Source organism: Ancylobacter terrae (assembly GCF_045108345.1).
Classification (GTDB): Bacteria; Pseudomonadota; Alphaproteobacteria; order Rhizobiales; family Xanthobacteraceae; genus Ancylobacter.
Genome location: NZ_JBJGXH010000001.1, coordinates 2,411,112 through 2,427,035, shown reverse-complemented (window position 1 = coordinate 2,427,035; position 15,924 = coordinate 2,411,112). Strand labels below are relative to the sequence as shown.

The 15,924-nt window shown below is 68.6% G+C and carries 19 protein-coding genes; 13 read left to right on the top strand and 6 right to left on the bottom strand.

The window, feature by feature from the left end; all coding sequences use genetic code 11:
- The first annotated feature begins 40 nt into the window (after positions 1-40).
- The 9 genes from ACEUEL_RS11690 (at position 41) to ACEUEL_RS11650 (ending at position 7,010) form a co-directional block, all read left to right on the top strand.
- Positions 41-1,639, top strand: a complete 1,599-nt coding sequence (locus ACEUEL_RS11690; protein WP_405705123.1) for a sensor histidine kinase — start codon at positions 41-43, stop codon at positions 1,637-1,639.
- Positions 1,636-2,316: a response regulator transcription factor gene (locus ACEUEL_RS11685; protein WP_405705120.1), complete on the top strand. Its 681-nt coding sequence runs from the start codon at positions 1,636-1,638 to the stop codon at positions 2,314-2,316. Before ACEUEL_RS11690 ends, ACEUEL_RS11685 begins: the two co-directional genes overlap by 4 nt.
- Positions 2,317-2,515: 199 nt before the next feature.
- Positions 2,516-2,608 carry a pyrroloquinoline quinone precursor peptide PqqA gene (pqqA, locus tag ACEUEL_RS11680; RefSeq protein ID WP_405705117.1) on the top strand — a complete coding sequence of 31 codons (93 nt, stop codon included), beginning with the start codon at positions 2,516-2,518 and terminating at the stop codon, positions 2,606-2,608.
- A 54-nt stretch (positions 2,609-2,662) separates the two neighbouring features.
- Positions 2,663-3,580, top strand: a complete 918-nt coding sequence (gene pqqB / locus ACEUEL_RS11675) for a pyrroloquinoline quinone biosynthesis protein PqqB (RefSeq protein ID WP_405706726.1) — start codon at positions 2,663-2,665, stop codon at positions 3,578-3,580.
- Positions 3,577-4,311, top strand: coding sequence for a pyrroloquinoline-quinone synthase PqqC (pqqC, locus tag ACEUEL_RS11670; protein ID WP_405705115.1), 735 nt, complete (start codon positions 3,577-3,579; stop codon positions 4,309-4,311). Before pqqB ends, pqqC begins: the two co-directional genes overlap by 4 nt.
- 1 nt (position 4,312) lies before the next feature.
- Positions 4,313-4,600 (top strand): pyrroloquinoline quinone biosynthesis peptide chaperone PqqD, encoded by a 288-nt coding sequence (gene pqqD, locus ACEUEL_RS11665; RefSeq protein ID WP_405705113.1) that lies wholly within the window; start codon positions 4,313-4,315, stop codon positions 4,598-4,600.
- A 13-nt stretch (positions 4,601-4,613) separates the two neighbouring features.
- Positions 4,614-5,768 carry a pyrroloquinoline quinone biosynthesis protein PqqE gene (gene pqqE / locus ACEUEL_RS11660; RefSeq protein ID WP_405705110.1) on the top strand — a complete coding sequence of 385 codons (1,155 nt, stop codon included), beginning with the start codon at positions 4,614-4,616 and terminating at the stop codon, positions 5,766-5,768.
- A gap of 52 nt (positions 5,769-5,820) precedes the next feature.
- Complete coding sequence (locus ACEUEL_RS11655) at positions 5,821-6,537, top strand: hypothetical protein (RefSeq protein WP_405705108.1); 717 nt, start codon at positions 5,821-5,823, stop codon at positions 6,535-6,537.
- Between the two features lie 155 nt (positions 6,538-6,692).
- Positions 6,693-7,010 (top strand): hypothetical protein, encoded by a 318-nt coding sequence (locus ACEUEL_RS11650; protein ID WP_405706724.1) that lies wholly within the window; start codon positions 6,693-6,695, stop codon positions 7,008-7,010.
- 59 nt (positions 7,011-7,069) lie between these two features.
- Here the strand turns inward: ACEUEL_RS11650 and ACEUEL_RS11645 are convergent, their stop codons facing one another.
- The 3 genes from ACEUEL_RS11645 to ACEUEL_RS11635 are packed head-to-tail and all read right to left on the bottom strand — an operon-like array spanning position 7,070 to position 10,571.
- Positions 7,070-7,885 carry a quinoprotein dehydrogenase-associated SoxYZ-like carrier gene (locus ACEUEL_RS11645; RefSeq protein WP_405705105.1) on the bottom strand — a complete coding sequence of 272 codons (816 nt, stop codon included), beginning with the start codon at positions 7,883-7,885 and terminating at the stop codon, positions 7,070-7,072.
- Between the two features lie 56 nt (positions 7,886-7,941).
- A complete protein-coding gene (locus ACEUEL_RS11640; RefSeq protein ID WP_405705102.1) occupies positions 7,942-8,763 on the bottom strand; it encodes a TrmH family RNA methyltransferase in 822 nt (273 codons plus the stop codon).
- Positions 8,760-10,571: an ABC-F family ATP-binding cassette domain-containing protein gene (locus tag ACEUEL_RS11635; protein ID WP_405705099.1), complete on the bottom strand. Its 1,812-nt coding sequence runs from the start codon at positions 10,569-10,571 to the stop codon at positions 8,760-8,762. The genes ACEUEL_RS11640 and ACEUEL_RS11635 overlap by 4 nt, the downstream gene beginning before the upstream one ends.
- Positions 10,572-10,736: 165 nt before the next feature.
- On the opposite strand from ACEUEL_RS11635, the gene ACEUEL_RS11630 reads away from it, so the two are divergent.
- The 4 genes from ACEUEL_RS11630 to ACEUEL_RS11615 all read left to right on the top strand — a co-directional run bounded on the left by ACEUEL_RS11630 (position 10,737) and on the right by ACEUEL_RS11615 (position 14,735).
- A complete protein-coding gene (locus ACEUEL_RS11630; protein WP_405705098.1) occupies positions 10,737-12,158 on the top strand; it encodes an FAD-binding oxidoreductase in 1,422 nt (473 codons plus the stop codon).
- A gap of 206 nt (positions 12,159-12,364) precedes the next feature.
- Positions 12,365-13,306, top strand: a complete 942-nt coding sequence (gene exbB / locus ACEUEL_RS11625) for a tonB-system energizer ExbB (RefSeq protein WP_405705095.1) — start codon at positions 12,365-12,367, stop codon at positions 13,304-13,306.
- Between the two features lie 11 nt (positions 13,307-13,317).
- A complete protein-coding gene (gene exbD / locus ACEUEL_RS11620) occupies positions 13,318-13,776 on the top strand; it encodes a TonB system transport protein ExbD (RefSeq protein WP_405705092.1) in 459 nt (152 codons plus the stop codon).
- Positions 13,773-14,735, top strand: a complete 963-nt coding sequence (locus tag ACEUEL_RS11615) for an energy transducer TonB family protein (RefSeq protein WP_405705089.1) — start codon at positions 13,773-13,775, stop codon at positions 14,733-14,735. The genes exbD and ACEUEL_RS11615 overlap by 4 nt, the downstream gene beginning before the upstream one ends.
- 8 nt (positions 14,736-14,743) lie before the next feature.
- Here the strand turns inward: ACEUEL_RS11615 and ACEUEL_RS11610 are convergent, their stop codons facing one another.
- From ACEUEL_RS11610 to ACEUEL_RS11600, 3 genes are all read right to left on the bottom strand, one after another.
- On the bottom strand, positions 14,744-15,121 hold the full coding sequence (locus ACEUEL_RS11610; protein ID WP_405705087.1) for a methylglyoxal synthase: 378 nt from the start codon (positions 15,119-15,121) through the stop codon (positions 14,744-14,746).
- Entirely contained in the window at positions 15,121-15,570 is a 450-nt protein-coding gene (locus ACEUEL_RS11605) for an RrF2 family transcriptional regulator (protein WP_405705084.1), read from the bottom strand. Before ACEUEL_RS11605 ends, ACEUEL_RS11610 begins: the two co-directional genes overlap by 1 nt.
- Positions 15,571-15,685: 115 nt before the next feature.
- On the bottom strand, positions 15,686-15,835 hold the full coding sequence (locus ACEUEL_RS11600; RefSeq protein WP_405705081.1) for a hypothetical protein: 150 nt from the start codon (positions 15,833-15,835) through the stop codon (positions 15,686-15,688).
- Positions 15,836-15,924 lie beyond the last annotated feature (89 nt).

Here is a 15,924-nt window from a genome sequence, read left to right as displayed (position 1 = left end):
CGGCATGCGGCGCGTATCATTCCGCTCGTTGCGCGCTCGAATGGCGTTGCTCCTCGCCGTGGCCGTCCTGGTCACGGGCGCCGCGGCGGTCGCCCTCGTGGCCGCGCTCAATCTCGCCGATGCCAATGTCGAGCGTCTGGTTTCCGCCCAGCATCGCCTCGATCTGCTGTCGTCGATCTCCGGGCGCGTCGGGGATTACGCGCTGGTCGCCCTGCAGGCGGCGCGTGCTGAGGATGCCGCGCGCAATCCGACGGGAGACGCGGGTCTCGCCGGGGCGCGCCAGCGTGTCGCCGAGGCCTTCGGCCGCTTCGAACGGGCGCTGGGCGAAGATGTCGCCCGGCTCTCCGACGAGGAGGCGCGAACGCTGATCGCCGCCCGCAGCCGTATCGCCGCGCGCCTCAAGGCCCAGTTCGACGTGCTCGACCGGCAGATCGCGACCTCGCTCGCGGTTCCCGGCAACGACACCGGCGTGCGGGTCGCGCTGGACGTGTTCGCCGCCGGCTTCGGCGCGCCGCTCGGCCAGGCGATCGAGGACGAGCGCGCCACGGCCCGCTCGGCCCAGCAGGCGATCCACGACCTGCGAGCGCGCACCCTGCGCTGGGCGGTTGCCGGCGCGGCCCTCGCGGTTCTCGTCGCGGTCGCTCTCTACCAGATGCTGGCGCGGCCGGTGGTCGACCGCATCGCCGACGTCGCCGCCGCCGCCGCGGCGATCGCGCGTGGACGCACCGATACGCGCCTCACCGTCGCCGGCCATGACGAACTCAGCCTGGCCATGGCCCGATTCAACCGCATGGCGGCGCATCTCGCGCGCCGGGAGGGGCGGCTGGTCGCGGATCAGACCCGGCTGCGGGAAATCGTCGACGCCCGAACCGCCGAGCTTCGGCAGGCCAACAGCCGGCTGGAAGCGGTCGATCAGGCGCGCCGGCGCTTCTTCACCGATGTGAGCCACGAGTTGCGCACGCCGCTCACCGTCATCCTCGGCGAAGCGGAGGTCACGTTGCGGCAGGCGGAGCCGGCCCCGCAGGATCTGCGCGCGGCGCTCGTCGTCATCCAGTCGCGCGCACGCCGCCTCCACCGCCGGGTCGAGGACCTGCTGCGCGTGGCGCGTTCCGAGACCGGGCAGATCGAGCTCGATCGTATACTGGTGCCGGTGGCCGACCTGCTGGAGGAGGTGCGCGAGAGTGCCGCGCCGCTTGCGCGCGCCACGGGAAATCCGCTCGATGTCGTTTGCCCGCACCGCAGCCTTGCCGTGGAAGCCGACCGCGAATGGCTGCGGCAGGTGATCGAGGGCCTCGTCGACAATGCCGTTCGCCATTCCCCGCCCGGCCAGCCGATCCGCATCGAGGCGGATGCCGAGGGCGACAGCGCCGTCATCCGGGTCGTGGACCGGGGGCGTGGCATCCCCCGCGACGAGCTGCCGCACGTCTTCGAGCGCTTCTGGCGTGGCGGGGACGGCTCGCGCGAAGGAGCCGGATTCGGCATTGGTCTCGCACTCGCGAAATGGATCGTGGAGCGTCAGGATGGAGGCATCGAGGTGGAGAGCGTGCGGCAGGGCGAGGAGGGCGGGCCCTCGGGAACGGTCGTCACCCTGCGCTTCCCCGCGGTGCTGCCGCATCTGACGCTGGAGGCTGCACAATGACCATCCTGATCGTCGAGGACGATGCCGATATCGGCTCGCTGCTTCGGCGCGGCTTCGCCTCGGAAAAATATCAGGTCGAACTTGTCGGCGACGGCGAGGACGCGCTGCGCGCCGCCAGCGGCCGGGCGCTGGAGGCCATCATCCTCGATGTCATGCTGCCAGGCCGCTCCGGCATCGATGTGTGCAAGGCGCTTCGTGCCGCCGGCCAGACCGCCCCGATCATCATGCTTTCGGCCCGATCCAGCGTGAACGAGCGGACCGAGGGCCTTCTTGCCGGCGCCGATGACTACATCGTGAAGCCCTTCGCGTTCGAGGAACTCCTCGCACGCGTGAAGGTGCAGGCGCTTCGCCGCAGCACGAGCGAGGACGACCCGCGTTCGCTGACGGCCGGTGCGCTGACGCTCGACCTCGAAACGCGGCAGGCCCGGCTCGGCGACACGCGTGTCCGGCTTACCGAGCGCGAGGTGGATCTGCTGGCGCTGCTGATGCGACACGCCGGCGAGCCGCTCGCACGGGCGGATATCTTCACCGCGCTCTGGGCTGGACACGGCGGGGCGTCGCTCAATGTGGTGGACGTCTATGTCGGCTATTTGCGGCACAAGCTGTCCGAGGCGCTGCCCGACGGCGGTCAACTCATCGTGACCGTGCGCGGGCGCGGTTTCATGCTTCAGACGTGAAGTTGCTCTTCCCGCGTGTTGCGGCGCACAAGGAAATGTTCCGGGATATACTTCCCGTGCGACCAATGACGGATGTTTTTTGAACGGATGATGCTTGACGGCAGGGCATCGGGCGCACAGGTTAGTTCCGTCGCGGTCATTACGTGACGATAAATCCGCCTCTTATTAAGTTCTTATCTTTCTGGAGGCGGAATCAACCATGGAGGAAGTTGCTATGGCCTGGTCCACTCCCCGCATCGTCGAAGTCTGCGTCGGCATGGAAGTCAACGCGTACTTCCCGGCGGACATCTGACGCCTCGGGGCGGGCTGATCCGGAGACATCCTGATGACCCGCCCGGACGTCCGGCTGCGAGCCGTCGTGCTTGGCTCGGCCGCCGGCGGCGGCTTCCCGCAGTGGAATTGCCGCTGTCCGGTGTGCGGGTTGGCGTGGGCTGGCGATCCGCGTGTCCGCCGCCGGACGCAATCGTCACTGGCGGTTAGCGCTGACGGGGAGCGTTGGGCGCTCGTCAACTGTGCGCCGGAGATTCTGTCGCAGATCGCTCAGGTCAAGCTGCTTCACCCGCGTGAGGGGCGTCGCCATTCGCCGGTGGGCGATGTGCTGCTGACCAATGCGGACATCGATCATATCGCCGGCCTGTTGAGCCTGCGGGAGGCGCAACCGTTCCATCTCCACGCGACGGCGGCTGTTCACGCCGTGATCGGCGGGAACAGCGTCTTCGACGTTCTGGCGCCGGGCGTTGTGGACCGAAGAACGGTACAGTTCAACCAGGCGTTCGCGCTGGCCGACGGCGTCAGCGCCGAGATTTTCCCGGTGCCGGGCAAGGTCGCGCTCTACCTTGAGGCGGGCGAAGTCGCCCGTGCCGGGGAGCTCGCCACCGCGGTCGAGGGCGAGCAGACGGTTGGCGTCGAGCTGCGCGCCAACGGCGCGCGGCTTCTGTATATACCCGGTTGCGCTGCCATGACCGACGCGCTGCGGGCGCGGCTCGACGGCGCCGATGTCGTTCTTTTCGACGGCACGCTCTGGCGCGACGACGAGATGCAACTGGCCGGTGTCGGGACCAAGACCGGACGACGCATGGGGCACATGTCGATGTCGGGCGCCGAGGGCTCGATGGCTGCGCTGAGCGGGCTCAGGCTCGGCCGCCGCATCTATGTGCACATCAACAATACAAACCCGGTTCTGATCGAGGATTCGCCGGAACGGGCCGAGGCCCGCGCCGCCGGGTGGGAGATCGCCGAGGACGGGATGGAGATCGACCTGTGACTGCCCTGCTGTCTCCCGAGGAACTCGAGCGGCGCCTGCGCGATGTCGGCGCGCGCCGCTATCACAATCTGCACCCGTTCCATAAGCTGCTGCACGGCGGCAAGCTGAGCTTCGGCCAGGTGCAGGCCTGGGCGCTGAACCGCTATTACTATCAGGCGATGATCCCGGTGAAGGATTCCTCCGTGCTCGCCCGCATGGAGGAGGCCGAGCTGCGCCGCATCTGGCGCCAGCGCATCATTGACCATGACGGCGACAGCGAGGCCGATGGCGGCATCGCCCGCTGGCTCAAGCTCACCGACAGCCTCGGGCTCGAGCGTGATTACGTGACCTCGCTGCGCGGCCTGCTGCCGGCGACCCGCTTTGCGGTCGACGCCTATGTGCACTTCGTGCGCGACAAGACCCTGCTCGAGGCGATCGCCTCCTCGCTCACCGAAATGTTCTCGCCCGGCATCATCGGCGAGCGGGTGGCCGGGATGCTGGCCAATTACGATTTCGTGTCCAAGGACACGCTCGCCTATTTCGACAAGCGCCTGACGCAGGCGCCGCGCGACGCCGATTTCGCGCTCGACTACGTCAAGCAGCACGCCAGGACGCCCGAGCAGCAGGAGCAGGCGATCCGCGCGCTGGAATTCAAATGCGACGTGCTCTGGGTGCAGCTCGACGCGCTCTATTTCGCCTATGTCGAGCCGAAGATGGCCTATCCCGGCGCCTTTGCGCCAGCGGAGCGCTGAGGTGGAGGCGAGCCTCGCCACCACCGGCGTGCCGCGCTTCGCGCGTGGTGTGCGCCTGCGTCACGACGAGGCGCGCGGCCAATGGGTGCTGCTGGCGCCCGAGCGTGTGCTGCAGCCCGACGGGGTGGCGGTGGAGATCCTGAAGCGCGTCGATGGCGCGCGCACGCTGGACGGCATCGTCGACGATCTCGCGGCGACCTTCGCTGCCGATCGCAACCAGATCGCCGCCGATGTCTCGGCGTTTCTCGGCGACCTGATGGAAAAGGGTATGCTGGAGATGCGCCCATGAGGGAGGCATGGCCATGAATGCGCTCACCGATCTCGCGCCCACCGCGCGTCCGGTCGAGGCCGGCCGACCGCCGGTGCCGCCGCCCTACGGGATGCTGGCCGAACTGACGCATCGCTGCCCGCTGCAATGTCCCTACTGCTCCAACCCGGTCGAGCTCGACCGCCGTGATGGCGAGCTCGACACCACGACCTGGCTGCGGGTGTTCGAGGAGGCGGCGAAGCTCGGCGTGCTCCAGGTCCACCTGTCGGGGGGCGAACCGACCTCGCGGCGCGATCTCGAGGCGATGATCCGCCGCTGCGTCGAGGTCGGGCTCTACACCAACCTCATCACCGCCGGCGTCGGCGTCACCCCTGAACGCCTCGCGGCGATCTCGGAGGCCGGCGTCGATCATGTCCAGCTCTCCTTCCAGGGGGCGGACGGGCCGGTGACCGAGCATGTCTCCGGCTATCGGGGCGCCTTCGAGCGCAAGCTCGCCTTCGCCGCCGAGGTGCGCCGGCTCGGCATCCCGCTGACCGTCAATGCGGTGGTGCATCGGGCCAACATCCATCAGATCCCCGACTTCATCGACCTTGCGATGAAGCTCGGCGCCAAGCGCGTCGAGATTGCCCACGCGCAATACTACGGCTGGGCGCTGCGCAACCGCGCCGCGCTGATGCCGACCCGCGAGCAGGTGTTTACGGCGCTGGATATCGTCGAGAAGGCCCGCGAGCGGCTGAAGGGCCAGCTGGTCATCGACGCGGTCGTGCCGGATTACTACGCGAAATACCCGAAGCCATGCATGAACGGCTGGGGTCGGCAGTCGCTCAACGTCACGCCCTCGGGCAAAGTGCTGCCGTGTCACGCGGCGGAGACCATTCCGAGCCTCGATTTCTGGAACGTGCGGGAGCACGCGCTGCAGGACGTCTGGCAGAATTCGCCGGCCTTCAACGCCTTCCGCGGCACCGACTGGATGCCGGATCTGTGCCGCTCCTGCGAGCGCAAGGAGATCGACTGGGGCGGCTGCCGCTGCCAAGCCATGGCGATCGCCGGCGATGCGGCGGCGACCGATCCGGCCTGCCACAAATCGCCGCTGCACGCAGATTTGCTCGCGCTGGCGACGACCGAGGCGGCCGCCGGCGTGGCGCAGTATGATTATCGGCGCTATCTCAGGGGGGATCGCTCGTCCTGACGCCAGCCGCGGACGCGACGACAACAAAAAACGATCAGGGAGAAGGCGTTCGATGAAGTATCTTGCGGTCGCCATTGCGGCTCTCACGCTCGGCGTGTCGCTGGGCGTTTCCGGCGCCCGCGCGGAACCGACAGGCACGGAGCTGTTCTTCGAGCAGCCCTATCTCCAGAAAATCGCGCCGGGCACGCGCATCGCCTATGTCTACAAGCACGTCACGGCCGAGGAAAAGCTCGGCGAGAGCTTCAACGAAACGATGGAGCTGAAGATCGACGCCGATCCGCAGGATGGCGCCAAGCGCATTGCCGATGTCGATATCATGCGCGGCACCCAGCACCGCGAGGCCGGCCCCTTTCCGACCATGAACGGCAATCCGATCTCGCTGGTGCTGCTGGAACGCGACGTGCGCGAAATGGCTGCGCTGAGCAAGGGAAGCCCCTTCTATCTCCGCAACCGGGTGAAGGACGGGCTGGTCGCGGGCAAGGTCGAGGAGACGCGCGTCGACTATGACGGGCGCAGCGTTCCGGCCTGGAAGCTCACCATGATGCCGTTCGCCACCGATCCGAACAAGGACAAGCTGCTCGAACTCGCCGGCCGGCGCTACGAGTTCGTGTTCGCCGACGAGGTGCCGGGCGGCATCTACGCGATCCGGGTGATCACGCCGCAGGCGGACGGCAAGTCCAACATGATCGAGACCAGCCTGACATTGACCGGCTCGACGCCGCCCGCCGCCGGTGCCGCTCCCGCCACGACACCCGCAGCGCCGAAATAGGAAAGGACACGAGGATGCGCCGTTCCGGTTTGCTGATATCGAGCCTGATGCTGGCCGCCGCCCTGTCCGCTGCCCCGGCCCGGGCGCAACAGCCCGCCGCCGCGCCGATGGCCGGCCCGGTGACGCAGGGCCTCGTCGGTCCGGCCGGCGTGACCATGGGTGGGGCGAGCGCACCCCAGGTCGCGGCGGGGATCGTCAACGACTATCCGACCGTCGCCAGGGCCGACTACGTGTTCGGCTGTATGGCCGCCAACGGCCAGACCCGACAGGCGCTGGAAAAGTGCTCCTGCTCGATCGACACGATCGCGACCATCCTGCCCTATGACAAGTATGTCGAGGCCGAGACCATCCTGAGCGTCGGCCAGGTGACCGGCCAGCAGGCGGAAATCTTCCGCTCGACCGGCATGTTCCGCGACATGGTCGCCGACCTGCGCCGCGCCCAGGCCGAAGCCGAGGTGACCTGCTTCTACTGAGCGCTTTAGGCCCTGATGCGCATGGCCGCGCTGTCCGGCGGCCGGGCTACGCCCGTCCGTCAGCCCGCCGGCTTCAGTTCGCCCTCGAAGGAGCGGCCGTCGGTATCGGCGGCTTCGACGCGAATCTCCTTGCCGTTCGGCTCGAAGGAGAACTGGATGTTGGGATCCTCGCTGAGCGAGATGCCGCCCTCCATCGTGAAGACGAGGTCGTCGCCCTGCTTGACGGCGATCTGGTTCACGAACTTCGCCGGAATGTAGAGCCGCGTGACCTGGTCCATCTGCAGCCCGGAATAATTCGGGTGACGGATCATCAGTTGGAGGCGGGACAGGCGGTTGGCCTGCGTCGCATCGCCCTGCTGGCCGTCCGCGACATAGCGCAGCTTCATCTGGCCGATATTCTTGAGCGCGGCTTCCTCATCCTTCATCGCCGGCGCCGAGCACCCGCCCGAGGCCTTCACATAGCGCTCGGCCATGTGCAGCGCGCCATCGCTGGTCTCGGCGATGGCCCGCACATAGGAATAGGAGTTCACCCGCAGCCGGGTGGCGAGCGTCACGTCATGCCGCTGCCCCCCGAAGGTGAAGGTGGCGGCAACGGGCGCGGGGTTCTCGTCGACGATCAGGGTGAGTTTCCTGATCGTGCGCGGGTCGCCGGCGGGCAGCATCACCTCCGCCTCCACCGGCACCATGGCGGCGTCCTCGGCGCGGGTCGGCGCCGTGAGGCGCACCAGCGGGCTCCCATCCGTGATCGGGCGTTCGCCGAACACGTCCGGCTTCAGTTCGTTCCAGGTCCGGTCGGCCCCGGCTTCCTGGGCTTCGGCAGCAGTCGTCAGCGCGATCAGCACCGCGACGGCGAGAAGGGGCTTGGCATATCGCATGACGTCTCTCCCGGACGTGCGCGACCGGTCGTTCGCCGCCGGACGCTTGCCGGGTATCATACGCCTTCTGGGCGTGAATTGCAGGTCAATTGATGGAGCGCGATGCCCGACGTAGTGGCAACGTTAAGCGAGTCGAATCCCCCGCTCATCGGGATGCGGACGGTAAGCGCCCGCGCCAGCAGCGCCTCCGGCAGGCCCGGCCCCTCCGCGCCCAGCAGCAGGGCCGCGCGGTTCGGCCGCACGACCTCGGCGAGGGTCTCCGCGCCCGAGGGGCTGAGCGCCAGCGGCACGATGGCGTGATGCTCCAGCAGGTCGAGGATATCCGCGCCCGACCCGCCGCGGGCGAAGGGAACGATGAGGCTGCCGCCGACCGAGACCCGCACCGCCTTCCGGTAGAGCGGATCGCAGGACGAGGCGTCGAGCAGCACCGCGTCGGCCCCGAAGGCGGCAGCATTGCGCAGGATGCCCCCGACATTGTCGTGGTTCGACACGCCGATCAGGACGACGACGAGCGCCCTGTCGGGCAGCGCGGCCAGCAGGGAGGCGGCGTCCGGCTCCGCACCGCGCAGGCCGATGCCGAGCAGGCCGCGATGGATGTGGAAGCCGGTGATGCCGTCGAGTATGGGCTGGCTCGCCGTATAGACTGGTACACCCTCCGGCACGCCCGCCAGCAGGGCGCCCAATGCACCGATCCGGCTTTCCGAGAGCAGCAGGGATTCCACGCCGAAGCGGTTGCGCGGGGAGAGCGCGACGTCGAGCACCGTGCGCCCCTCCAGCACGAAGCGCCCGCCGCGCCCCTGCAGGTCGCGCTCCTTGATGACGCGATAGGCGTCGATGCGCGGATCGTCGGGCGAGGCGAGGGGAATGAGGCGGCTCACGCCCCGAGTTCCTCGCGCAGCATCTCGAGTTCCAGCCACTCCTCCTCGGCGCGCGCGAGTTCGCCCTGCGCCTTCTCCAGCGCGGCGGAGGCCTTGGCAAAACCGGCGGGGTCGCGGGTGTAGAGGTCGGGCGCTTCCATCTTCTTCGCGAGCGTCGCGATTTCGGCCTCGAGCTTGGCGATGGTCTTCGGCAGCGTGTCGAGCGCGTGCTTTTCCTTGAAGGAGAGCTTGCGCTTGAGGGCCGACTTCGCGGCAGCCGGCGCCACGACGCTGGCCTTGGCGCCGCTCTCCCGCAATTCGCCTTCGCGCGCGCGAACGCCGTGCCCCCGCTGGGCCACCATGTCGGAATAGCCGCCGGCGTAGACGCCCCAGCGGCCGCCGCCCTCGAAAGCGATCACCGCGGTCACGGTCCGGTCGAGGAAATCGCGGTCGTGGCTCACCAGCAGCACGGTGCCGGCATAGTCGTCGATCATCTCCTCCAGGAGGTCGAGCGTCTCGAGGTCGAGATCGTTGGTGGGCTCGTCGAGCACCAAGAGGTTCGAGGCCTGCGCCAGCGCCACCGCCAGCAGCAGCCGCCCGCGCTCGCCGCCCGAGAGGGCGCCGACCGGCGTGCGCGCCTGCTCCGGGCTGAACAGGAAGTCTTTCATGTAGCCGATGACGTGGCGCGGATTGCCGCCGACGAACACCTGGTCGCCGCGCCCCTCGGTCAGCGTGTCGCGCACGCTGCGCTCGGGATCGAGCGCGGCGCGGCGCTGGTCGAGCGTCGCCATTTCCAGATTGGTGCCGAGCTTCACCGTGCCGCGATCGGGCACGAGGTCACCGGTGAGCATCTTCAGCAGCGTCGTTTTGCCGGCGCCGTTCGGCCCGACGATACCGATACGGTCGCCGCGCTGGATGCGGATCGACAGATCCGCCACGATCGGCCGGCCGGCGAAGGATTTGGCGATGCCGTCCGCCTCGATCACCAGCTTGCCGGAAACGTCGGCCTCGGTCTTCGTCATCGTGACGGTGCCGAGGGCGCGACGGTGCTCGCGGAACTGCTTGCGCATCTCGGCGAGTTCGCCGACACGGCGCATGTTGCGCTTGCGCCGGGCGGTGACGCCGTAGCGCATCCAGTGTTCCTCCGCCGCGATCTTGCGGTCGAGCTTGTGCTGCTCGCGCTCCTCCTCTTCCAGCACCTGGTCGCGCCATTCCTCGAAGAACTTGAAGCCGCGCTCCATCCGCCGGGTACGGCCCCGGTCGAGCCAGACGGTGGTGCGGGTGAGGTCCTCGAGGAAGCGGCGATCATGGCTGATCAGAACGAGCGCCGAGCGGGAGGAGGCGATCTCGCTTTCCAGCCATTCGATCGCCGGAAGGTCGAGATGGTTGGTGGGCTCGTCCAGCAGCAGGATGTCGGGTTCCGGTGCCAGCACGCGGGCGAGCGCCGCCCGGCGGGCCTCGCCACCGGAGAGGCGCGCGGGATCTTCCTGGCCGGTCAGGCCGAGCTGGTCGAGCAGGTATTGCGCCCGGTATTCCTGATCGCCCGGCCCCATGCCCGCTTCGACATAGGCAAGCGTGGTCGGAAACGACGACAGGTCCGGCTCCTGCGGCAGGTAGCGCACGGTCGCGCCCGGCTGGACGAAGCGCGCGCCGCTATCGGCCTGCACGAGGCCGGCGGCGATCTTGAGCAGGGTCGACTTGCCGGAGCCGTTGCGCCCGACGAGACCGACGCGCTCCCCGGACGAGACGGAGAGTTCCGCGCCTTCGAGCAGCGGCGTGCCGCCAAACGTGAGCCGCGTGTCCTGCAGGAGGAGGAGAGGGGGTGCCATGGCGCCGGGATAGGGGATGCGTCGGCGCGGGGCAAGACCCAGGCGAGCATGACCCGGGAGAGCATGGCGCCGCTTGCGGGGTGAACTCCGTAGGGGCAGGGGCTTGTGCTGCTGCCTGCGGTCGGCCTGTATAGGCGACCACGCGACCCCTCACGCAGTTGTCCCATGCCCGATATCGCCGCGCTCCTCGCCGACGTCACCGGTCGCCTCGGCGCCCGCCATGTCCTCACCGCACCGGAGGACATGGCGCCTTATCTTGTCGAGGAGCGGGGGCTCTATCATGGCCGGACGCCCGCCGTGGTGCGTCCCGGCTCGACGGAGGAGGTGGCCTATGTGGTGGCCGCCTGTGCCGCCGCAGGCGTTTCCATCGTGCCCCAGGGCGGCAATACCGGGCTGGTCGGCGGGCAGGTGCCGTTCGGCGAGGTTCTTCTCTCGCTCGGCCGGCTCGACCGGATTCGCGAGGTCGATCCGATCGACATGACCATGACGGTCGAGGCGGGCTGCACGCTCGATGCCGTCCACCATGCGGCGGAGGCCGAGGGCTGCCTGTTCCCGCTCCACATCGCCTCGCAGGGCTCCTGCCGGATCGGCGGCAATCTCGCGACCAACGCCGGCGGCACGGCGGTGCTTCGCTATGGCAACGCCAAGGAGCTGGTGCTGGGTCTCGAAGTCGTGCTCGCCGACGGGCGGGCGTGGAACGGACTCCGGCGGCTGCGCAAGAACAATGCGGGATATGATCTGAAGCAGCTCTTTCTGGGTACGGAAGGCACGCTCGGCATCATCACCGCCGCCGTGCTGAAGCTGTTCCCCCAGCCGGCCCAGCGCGCCACCGCTTTCGCGGGCGTCGCCTCGCCGGAGGAGGCGCTGAAGCTGCTGCGCCGCTTCCGCGGCGAGGCGGGAGACGCCCTGACCACATTCGAGCTCATGGCGCATTTCGGGCTGGAGACGGTGCTGAAGCACATGCCGGGCACAGTGCGCCCGATGGCGCAGGACTATCCCTGGTACGTGCTGGTCGAACTCTCCGCGCCGACCCGCGCCTTCGACCTCGCCGGCCTGATGGAAACCACGCTCGGCGCCGCTTTCGAGGCGGAAGAGGTTCTGGATGCGGTGATCGCCGCCAGCGGCGCGCAGGCCGATGGGCTCTGGCGTCTGCGCGAGGACATGTCGGAAGCGCAGAAATACGAGGGCGGCTCGATCAAGCACGACGTCTCCGTGCCGGTCTCCCGCGTGCCGGCCTTCCTCCGCCGCGCGCTGGAGGCGGTCGAGACGGCGATGCCGGGGATACGGCCCTGTCCGTTCGGCCATGTCGGCGACGGCAATATCCATTTCAATCTGAGCCAGCCGGTGGGGATGGAGAAGGCGGCATTCATCGCCCAGTGGGAGCATTTCAACCGCATCGTCCACGACATCGTCGTCGACATGGACGGCTCGATCGCCGCCGAGCACGGCATCGGCCGGCTCAAGCAGCAGGAACTGGCGCATTACGGCGACCCTGTCGGCCTCGATCTCATGCGCCGGCTGAAATCCGCGCTCGACCCCGACGGCCGTCTCAATCCGGGGAAGGTGCTGTCATCCACATCAAAGTAATTCCAGTTTAGAATCGTGAGAATATCCGCCGTTGTGGCGGCCTGATTTATATTTCAACAATTCTATATTGAGGGTCTTCACACAATTATCTGTTGTCGCTCGACGGTGCTGAGGGTTAAGCCTGCCCGGACTGGCGGCGCCCGCCGGCGCGGCGCGTTCGGCGACCGGGCGGCAGGGCGCGGCCAAACGCAACACGGGTAAAGCCGATGCCGCGCCGCTTCAGTCGCTCCACGACCCGCCTTGCCCGTCTCGCGGCCCTCCTGCTGGGGCTCGCGATCGCGGTACCGGCCGGCGCGCAGGAAGTGCCGGCTCCGCAGGCCCCTGTCGCCCGGGTCGAACCGGCCGCGGCGCCGCTTCCGGCGAGCGCGGCGGATCAGCCCGGCGCGGTCGGCATGGATGCCCGCGATGGCGCCGGAGCAGGCGACATCGCCGCTCTGCTGCCGCACGACCTGTCGCCCTGGGGCATGTTTCTGGCCGCCGATCGGGTGGTCAAGGCGGTCATGATCGGTCTCGCTCTGGCTTCGGTGCTGACGTGGACGATCTGGATCGCCAAGACGCTGGAACTCTGGTTCGCCGTCGGCCGGCTCAGGCGAGCCCTGCGCGTTCTGCTCGCCAGCGTGGGGCTCGCGCAAGCCCGCACCGCCGCCCAGCGTGCGGGAGGTCCCGCCGCCGCGATGCTGGGCGCGACCGAACTCGAACTCGAACGATCGGCAGGCCTGCCGGCGGAGGGCATCAAGGAGCGCGTCGCCATCGCGCTGGCGCGCATCGAAGCAGGCGCCGGCCGGCGCATGACGCGCGGCACCGGCCAGCTGGCCACCATCGGCGCGACGGCCCCTTTCGTCGGCCTGTTCGGCACGGTGTGGGGCATCATGAATTCGTTCATCGGCATCTCGAAGGCCCAGACGACGAACCTCGCCGTGGTCGCGCCCGGCATTGCCGAAGCGCTGCTTGCGACGGCCATCGGTCTCGTCGCGGCGATACCGGCCGTGGTGATCTACAATCATTTCAGCCGGCAGGTGTCGGGTTATCGCGCGCTGCTCGGCGACGCTTCGGCCGAGACCTTGCGCCTGCTCTCGCGCGATCTCGACCGCGCGGCGAGCGATCACGTTCGGCCGCGCGGCGCGCACCTGCGCGCGGCAGCGGAATAGGCGTCGCGGCCATGGCGTCACGGCTGCCGGTCGGGGATGGCGACGAACTCGCCGAGAACCACGAGATCAACGTCACGCCGTTCATCGACGTGATGCTGGTGCTGCTGATCATCTTCATGGTCGCCGCCCCGCTCTCGACGGTCGACGTCAAGGTCGACCTGCCCGCCTCGACGGCGCAGCCGCAGCCGCGTCCCGACAAGCCGCTCTATCTCACCGTGAAGGCGGACCTGTCGCTCGCGGTAGGCGAGGAGGTGATCGCGCCCGAGGCTCTCGCCGGCGCCCTGATACGCGCAAGCGAGGGCGATCCGGACAAGCGCATCTTCCTGCGCGCCGACAAGGCCGTCGCCTATGGCGACCTCATGGAGGTGATGAACCGGCTCCGTGCGGCGGGTTACCTCAAGATCGCGCTGGTGGGGCTGGAGGCTCCCGCCGGGGGTGGCGTTTCACCTGCCGAGGCTTCGCCTCCATGAGCCTGGTACTGCTGGAACACGGACCGCGCGGCCGGGCGGGGGAGGCGTCTCGGTGGCTCGCCGCCGGGGCCATCGTGCTTGCGGTGCATGTCGCATTCATCGGCTATCTGCGATCGCGGCCTGATGTCGCCGCGCCGGCTGAAGAAGCGGCGGTGATGGTCGAACTGGCTCCCGTGCCGGTGGCCCCCGAGGATGTGCCGATGGAGGCGCCGCCGGCCCCCGACATGATCGAGGCCCCCGAGCCCGTGCCTCAAGAGGTGAAGACGGAACCGGTGGAGCGCGCCGAACTGCCGCCACCGGAGCCGATATCCGAGCCGCTGGCTCCCGAGCCCGTCGCGCAACTGCCGCCCGAACCGGTGCCGGAGGTCGCGCCGGCGCCGGTGGAGGACATCGAGGTGCCGCTCCCCCCGCCGCTCGCGCTTGCGGCGGAGCTTACGCCGCCAGAACTTCCGCCGCCGCCGCCGCCGCCGCGGCCCGCGGTGCAGCGCATCGAGGCGAAGCCGCCGCCCAAGCCCGAGGTGCGCCCGAAGCCCGTGCAGCCGCCGAAGCCCAGACCGAAGCAGGACGCTAGCCAGCGCCCGCCAGCACCTCGCACCCGCGTCAGCTCGTCGGTGGCGGCCAACCCGTCCGACCGCGTCGCAGCGCCCTCCGCCGGTGCGGCCTCCTCGCGCAGCGTCTCGCCGGCTGACTGGCGCAGCCGCCTCATGGCGCATCTGAACCGGCACAAGCGTTATCCGGCCGGCGCCGGCAGTACTCAGGGCCAGCCGCGCGTGGCCTTCACCATCAACCGCACCGGGCAGGTGACCGCGGCGCGGATCGCCGCCTCGTCGGGCAGCGCGCTGCTGGATGCCGAGGCGGTAGCCATGGTGCGGCGCGCCTCGCCGGTCCCGCCGCCGCCCGAGGGTGTCGGCGGCGCCAGCCTCAGCTTCGTCGTACCGGTGCGCTTCAATGTGCGATGAGCGGATGCTCAGCTGCTGCGTACGTTTCCGATCAGCATTTCGGCGGTGGCGCGGTTCAGCGCCAGCGGCACGTCATAGAGAACCGCCAGCCGCATGAGCGCCTTGACGTCCACGTCGTGCGGCTGGGCGGTCAAAGGGTCGATGAGGAAGACCAGCCCGCACATCCGTCCCTCGGCAATCAGCGCGCCGATCTGCTGGTCGCCGCCGAGCGGGCCGCTTTTCAGGCGCGTGACGCGCAGATCAGGGCAGGCATCCAGAATGCGGCCGCCCGTCGTGCCGGTGGCGACGATATCGAAACGAGACAGCGCCTCCCGATGCGCGCGCACCCAGGCGACCATCTCGTCCTTTTTGCTGTCGTGGGCGACGAGGCCGAACAGGGCGGGCATCAGATATGGTACATCAGGTCAGGGTTGGCCGCCCGGCCGTATTCGACCATCTCGGCGAGCGTCATGCGATCGAGGATATCCGACATCGCGTCGCGCACGCGGCTCATGGTGATGCGCACGGCGCAGGTCGCGGCGTCCTGGCAGTCCTCGCACGGCACGAAGGCGCTCTTGCTGGCGCAGCCGATCGGGGCGAGCGGACCGTCCAGCGTGCGGATGATGTGCCCGACACGGATATCACGAGGGGTGCGCGAAAGCGCATAGCCGCCGCCGGGGCCCTTCTTCGAGCGCAGCATGCCCGCATTGCGCAGTTCCAGCAGGATGGCGTCGAGGAATTTCTTGGGAATGTTGTTGACGGCAGCGATCTCCGCACCCATGGCCGTCGAGCCGGGCTCCAGCATGGCGAGGTGGATCATCGCCTTGAGGCCGTATTTACCCTTGTTGGTCAGCATCTATCCGCTCGATCCCGCCCTTCGACCCGCGAGAGTCTGACCCGCGGCCGTCGCCGACATAGATGATCGATCGTGCCGAAAATTTCCAGTGGGCGATGAGCGCCGCCCTCTCTTATCAGCGCGAGGATACCGCTTGGCTGGGCTCCGGCGAAGCCGGAACGGACCCTGGGAGTGGGCGCGCGAACAGCACGGCGGCCGCGATCACCCCATAGGCGACGACGAACATCAGCGTATCGCGATAACGGCGCGGTGTGCGCGAGGCCATGGCCCTCTCCCTCATTGGGACCATAGTCTATCGAAAAGATGGTCGATGTAAACAGGCTGATGTGGATTTAAATAAAACACATAAATATA

Excerpts from the sequence above, each read along its gene's own strand:
- ACEUEL_RS11650 (WP_405706724.1), top strand. The coding sequence starts at position 6,693 with ATGGGTGGGGCGAGCGCACCCCAGGTCGCGGCGGGGATCGTCAACGAC.
- ACEUEL_RS11655 (WP_405705108.1), top strand. The coding sequence starts at position 5,821 with ATGAAGTATCTTGCGGTCGCCATTGCGGCTCTCACGCTCGGCGTGTCG.
- ACEUEL_RS11610 (WP_405705087.1), bottom strand. The coding sequence starts at position 15,121 with ATGCCCGCCCTGTTCGGCCTCGTCGCCCACGACAGCAAAAAGGACGAG.
- ACEUEL_RS11635 (WP_405705099.1), bottom strand. The coding sequence starts at position 10,571 with ATGGCACCCCCTCTCCTCCTCCTGCAGGACACGCGGCTCACGTTTGGC.
- exbB (WP_405705095.1), top strand. The coding sequence starts at position 12,365 with ATGCCGCGCCGCTTCAGTCGCTCCACGACCCGCCTTGCCCGTCTCGCG.
- ACEUEL_RS11645 (WP_405705105.1), bottom strand. The coding sequence starts at position 7,885 with ATGCGATATGCCAAGCCCCTTCTCGCCGTCGCGGTGCTGATCGCGCTG.
- ACEUEL_RS11615 (WP_405705089.1), top strand. The coding sequence starts at position 13,773 with ATGAGCCTGGTACTGCTGGAACACGGACCGCGCGGCCGGGCGGGGGAG.
- pqqE (WP_405705110.1), top strand. The coding sequence starts at position 4,614 with ATGAATGCGCTCACCGATCTCGCGCCCACCGCGCGTCCGGTCGAGGCC.
- ACEUEL_RS11685 (WP_405705120.1), top strand. The coding sequence starts at position 1,636 with ATGACCATCCTGATCGTCGAGGACGATGCCGATATCGGCTCGCTGCTT.
- ACEUEL_RS11600 (WP_405705081.1), bottom strand. The coding sequence starts at position 15,835 with ATGGCCTCGCGCACACCGCGCCGTTATCGCGATACGCTGATGTTCGTC.
- ACEUEL_RS11630 (WP_405705098.1), top strand. The coding sequence starts at position 10,737 with ATGCCCGATATCGCCGCGCTCCTCGCCGACGTCACCGGTCGCCTCGGC.
- pqqA (WP_405705117.1), top strand. The coding sequence starts at position 2,516 with ATGGAGGAAGTTGCTATGGCCTGGTCCACTCCCCGCATCGTCGAAGTC.
- ACEUEL_RS11605 (WP_405705084.1), bottom strand. The coding sequence starts at position 15,570 with ATGCTGACCAACAAGGGTAAATACGGCCTCAAGGCGATGATCCACCTC.
- exbD (WP_405705092.1), top strand. The coding sequence starts at position 13,318 with ATGGCGTCACGGCTGCCGGTCGGGGATGGCGACGAACTCGCCGAGAAC.
- ACEUEL_RS11690 (WP_405705123.1), top strand. The coding sequence starts at position 41 with ATGGCGTTGCTCCTCGCCGTGGCCGTCCTGGTCACGGGCGCCGCGGCG.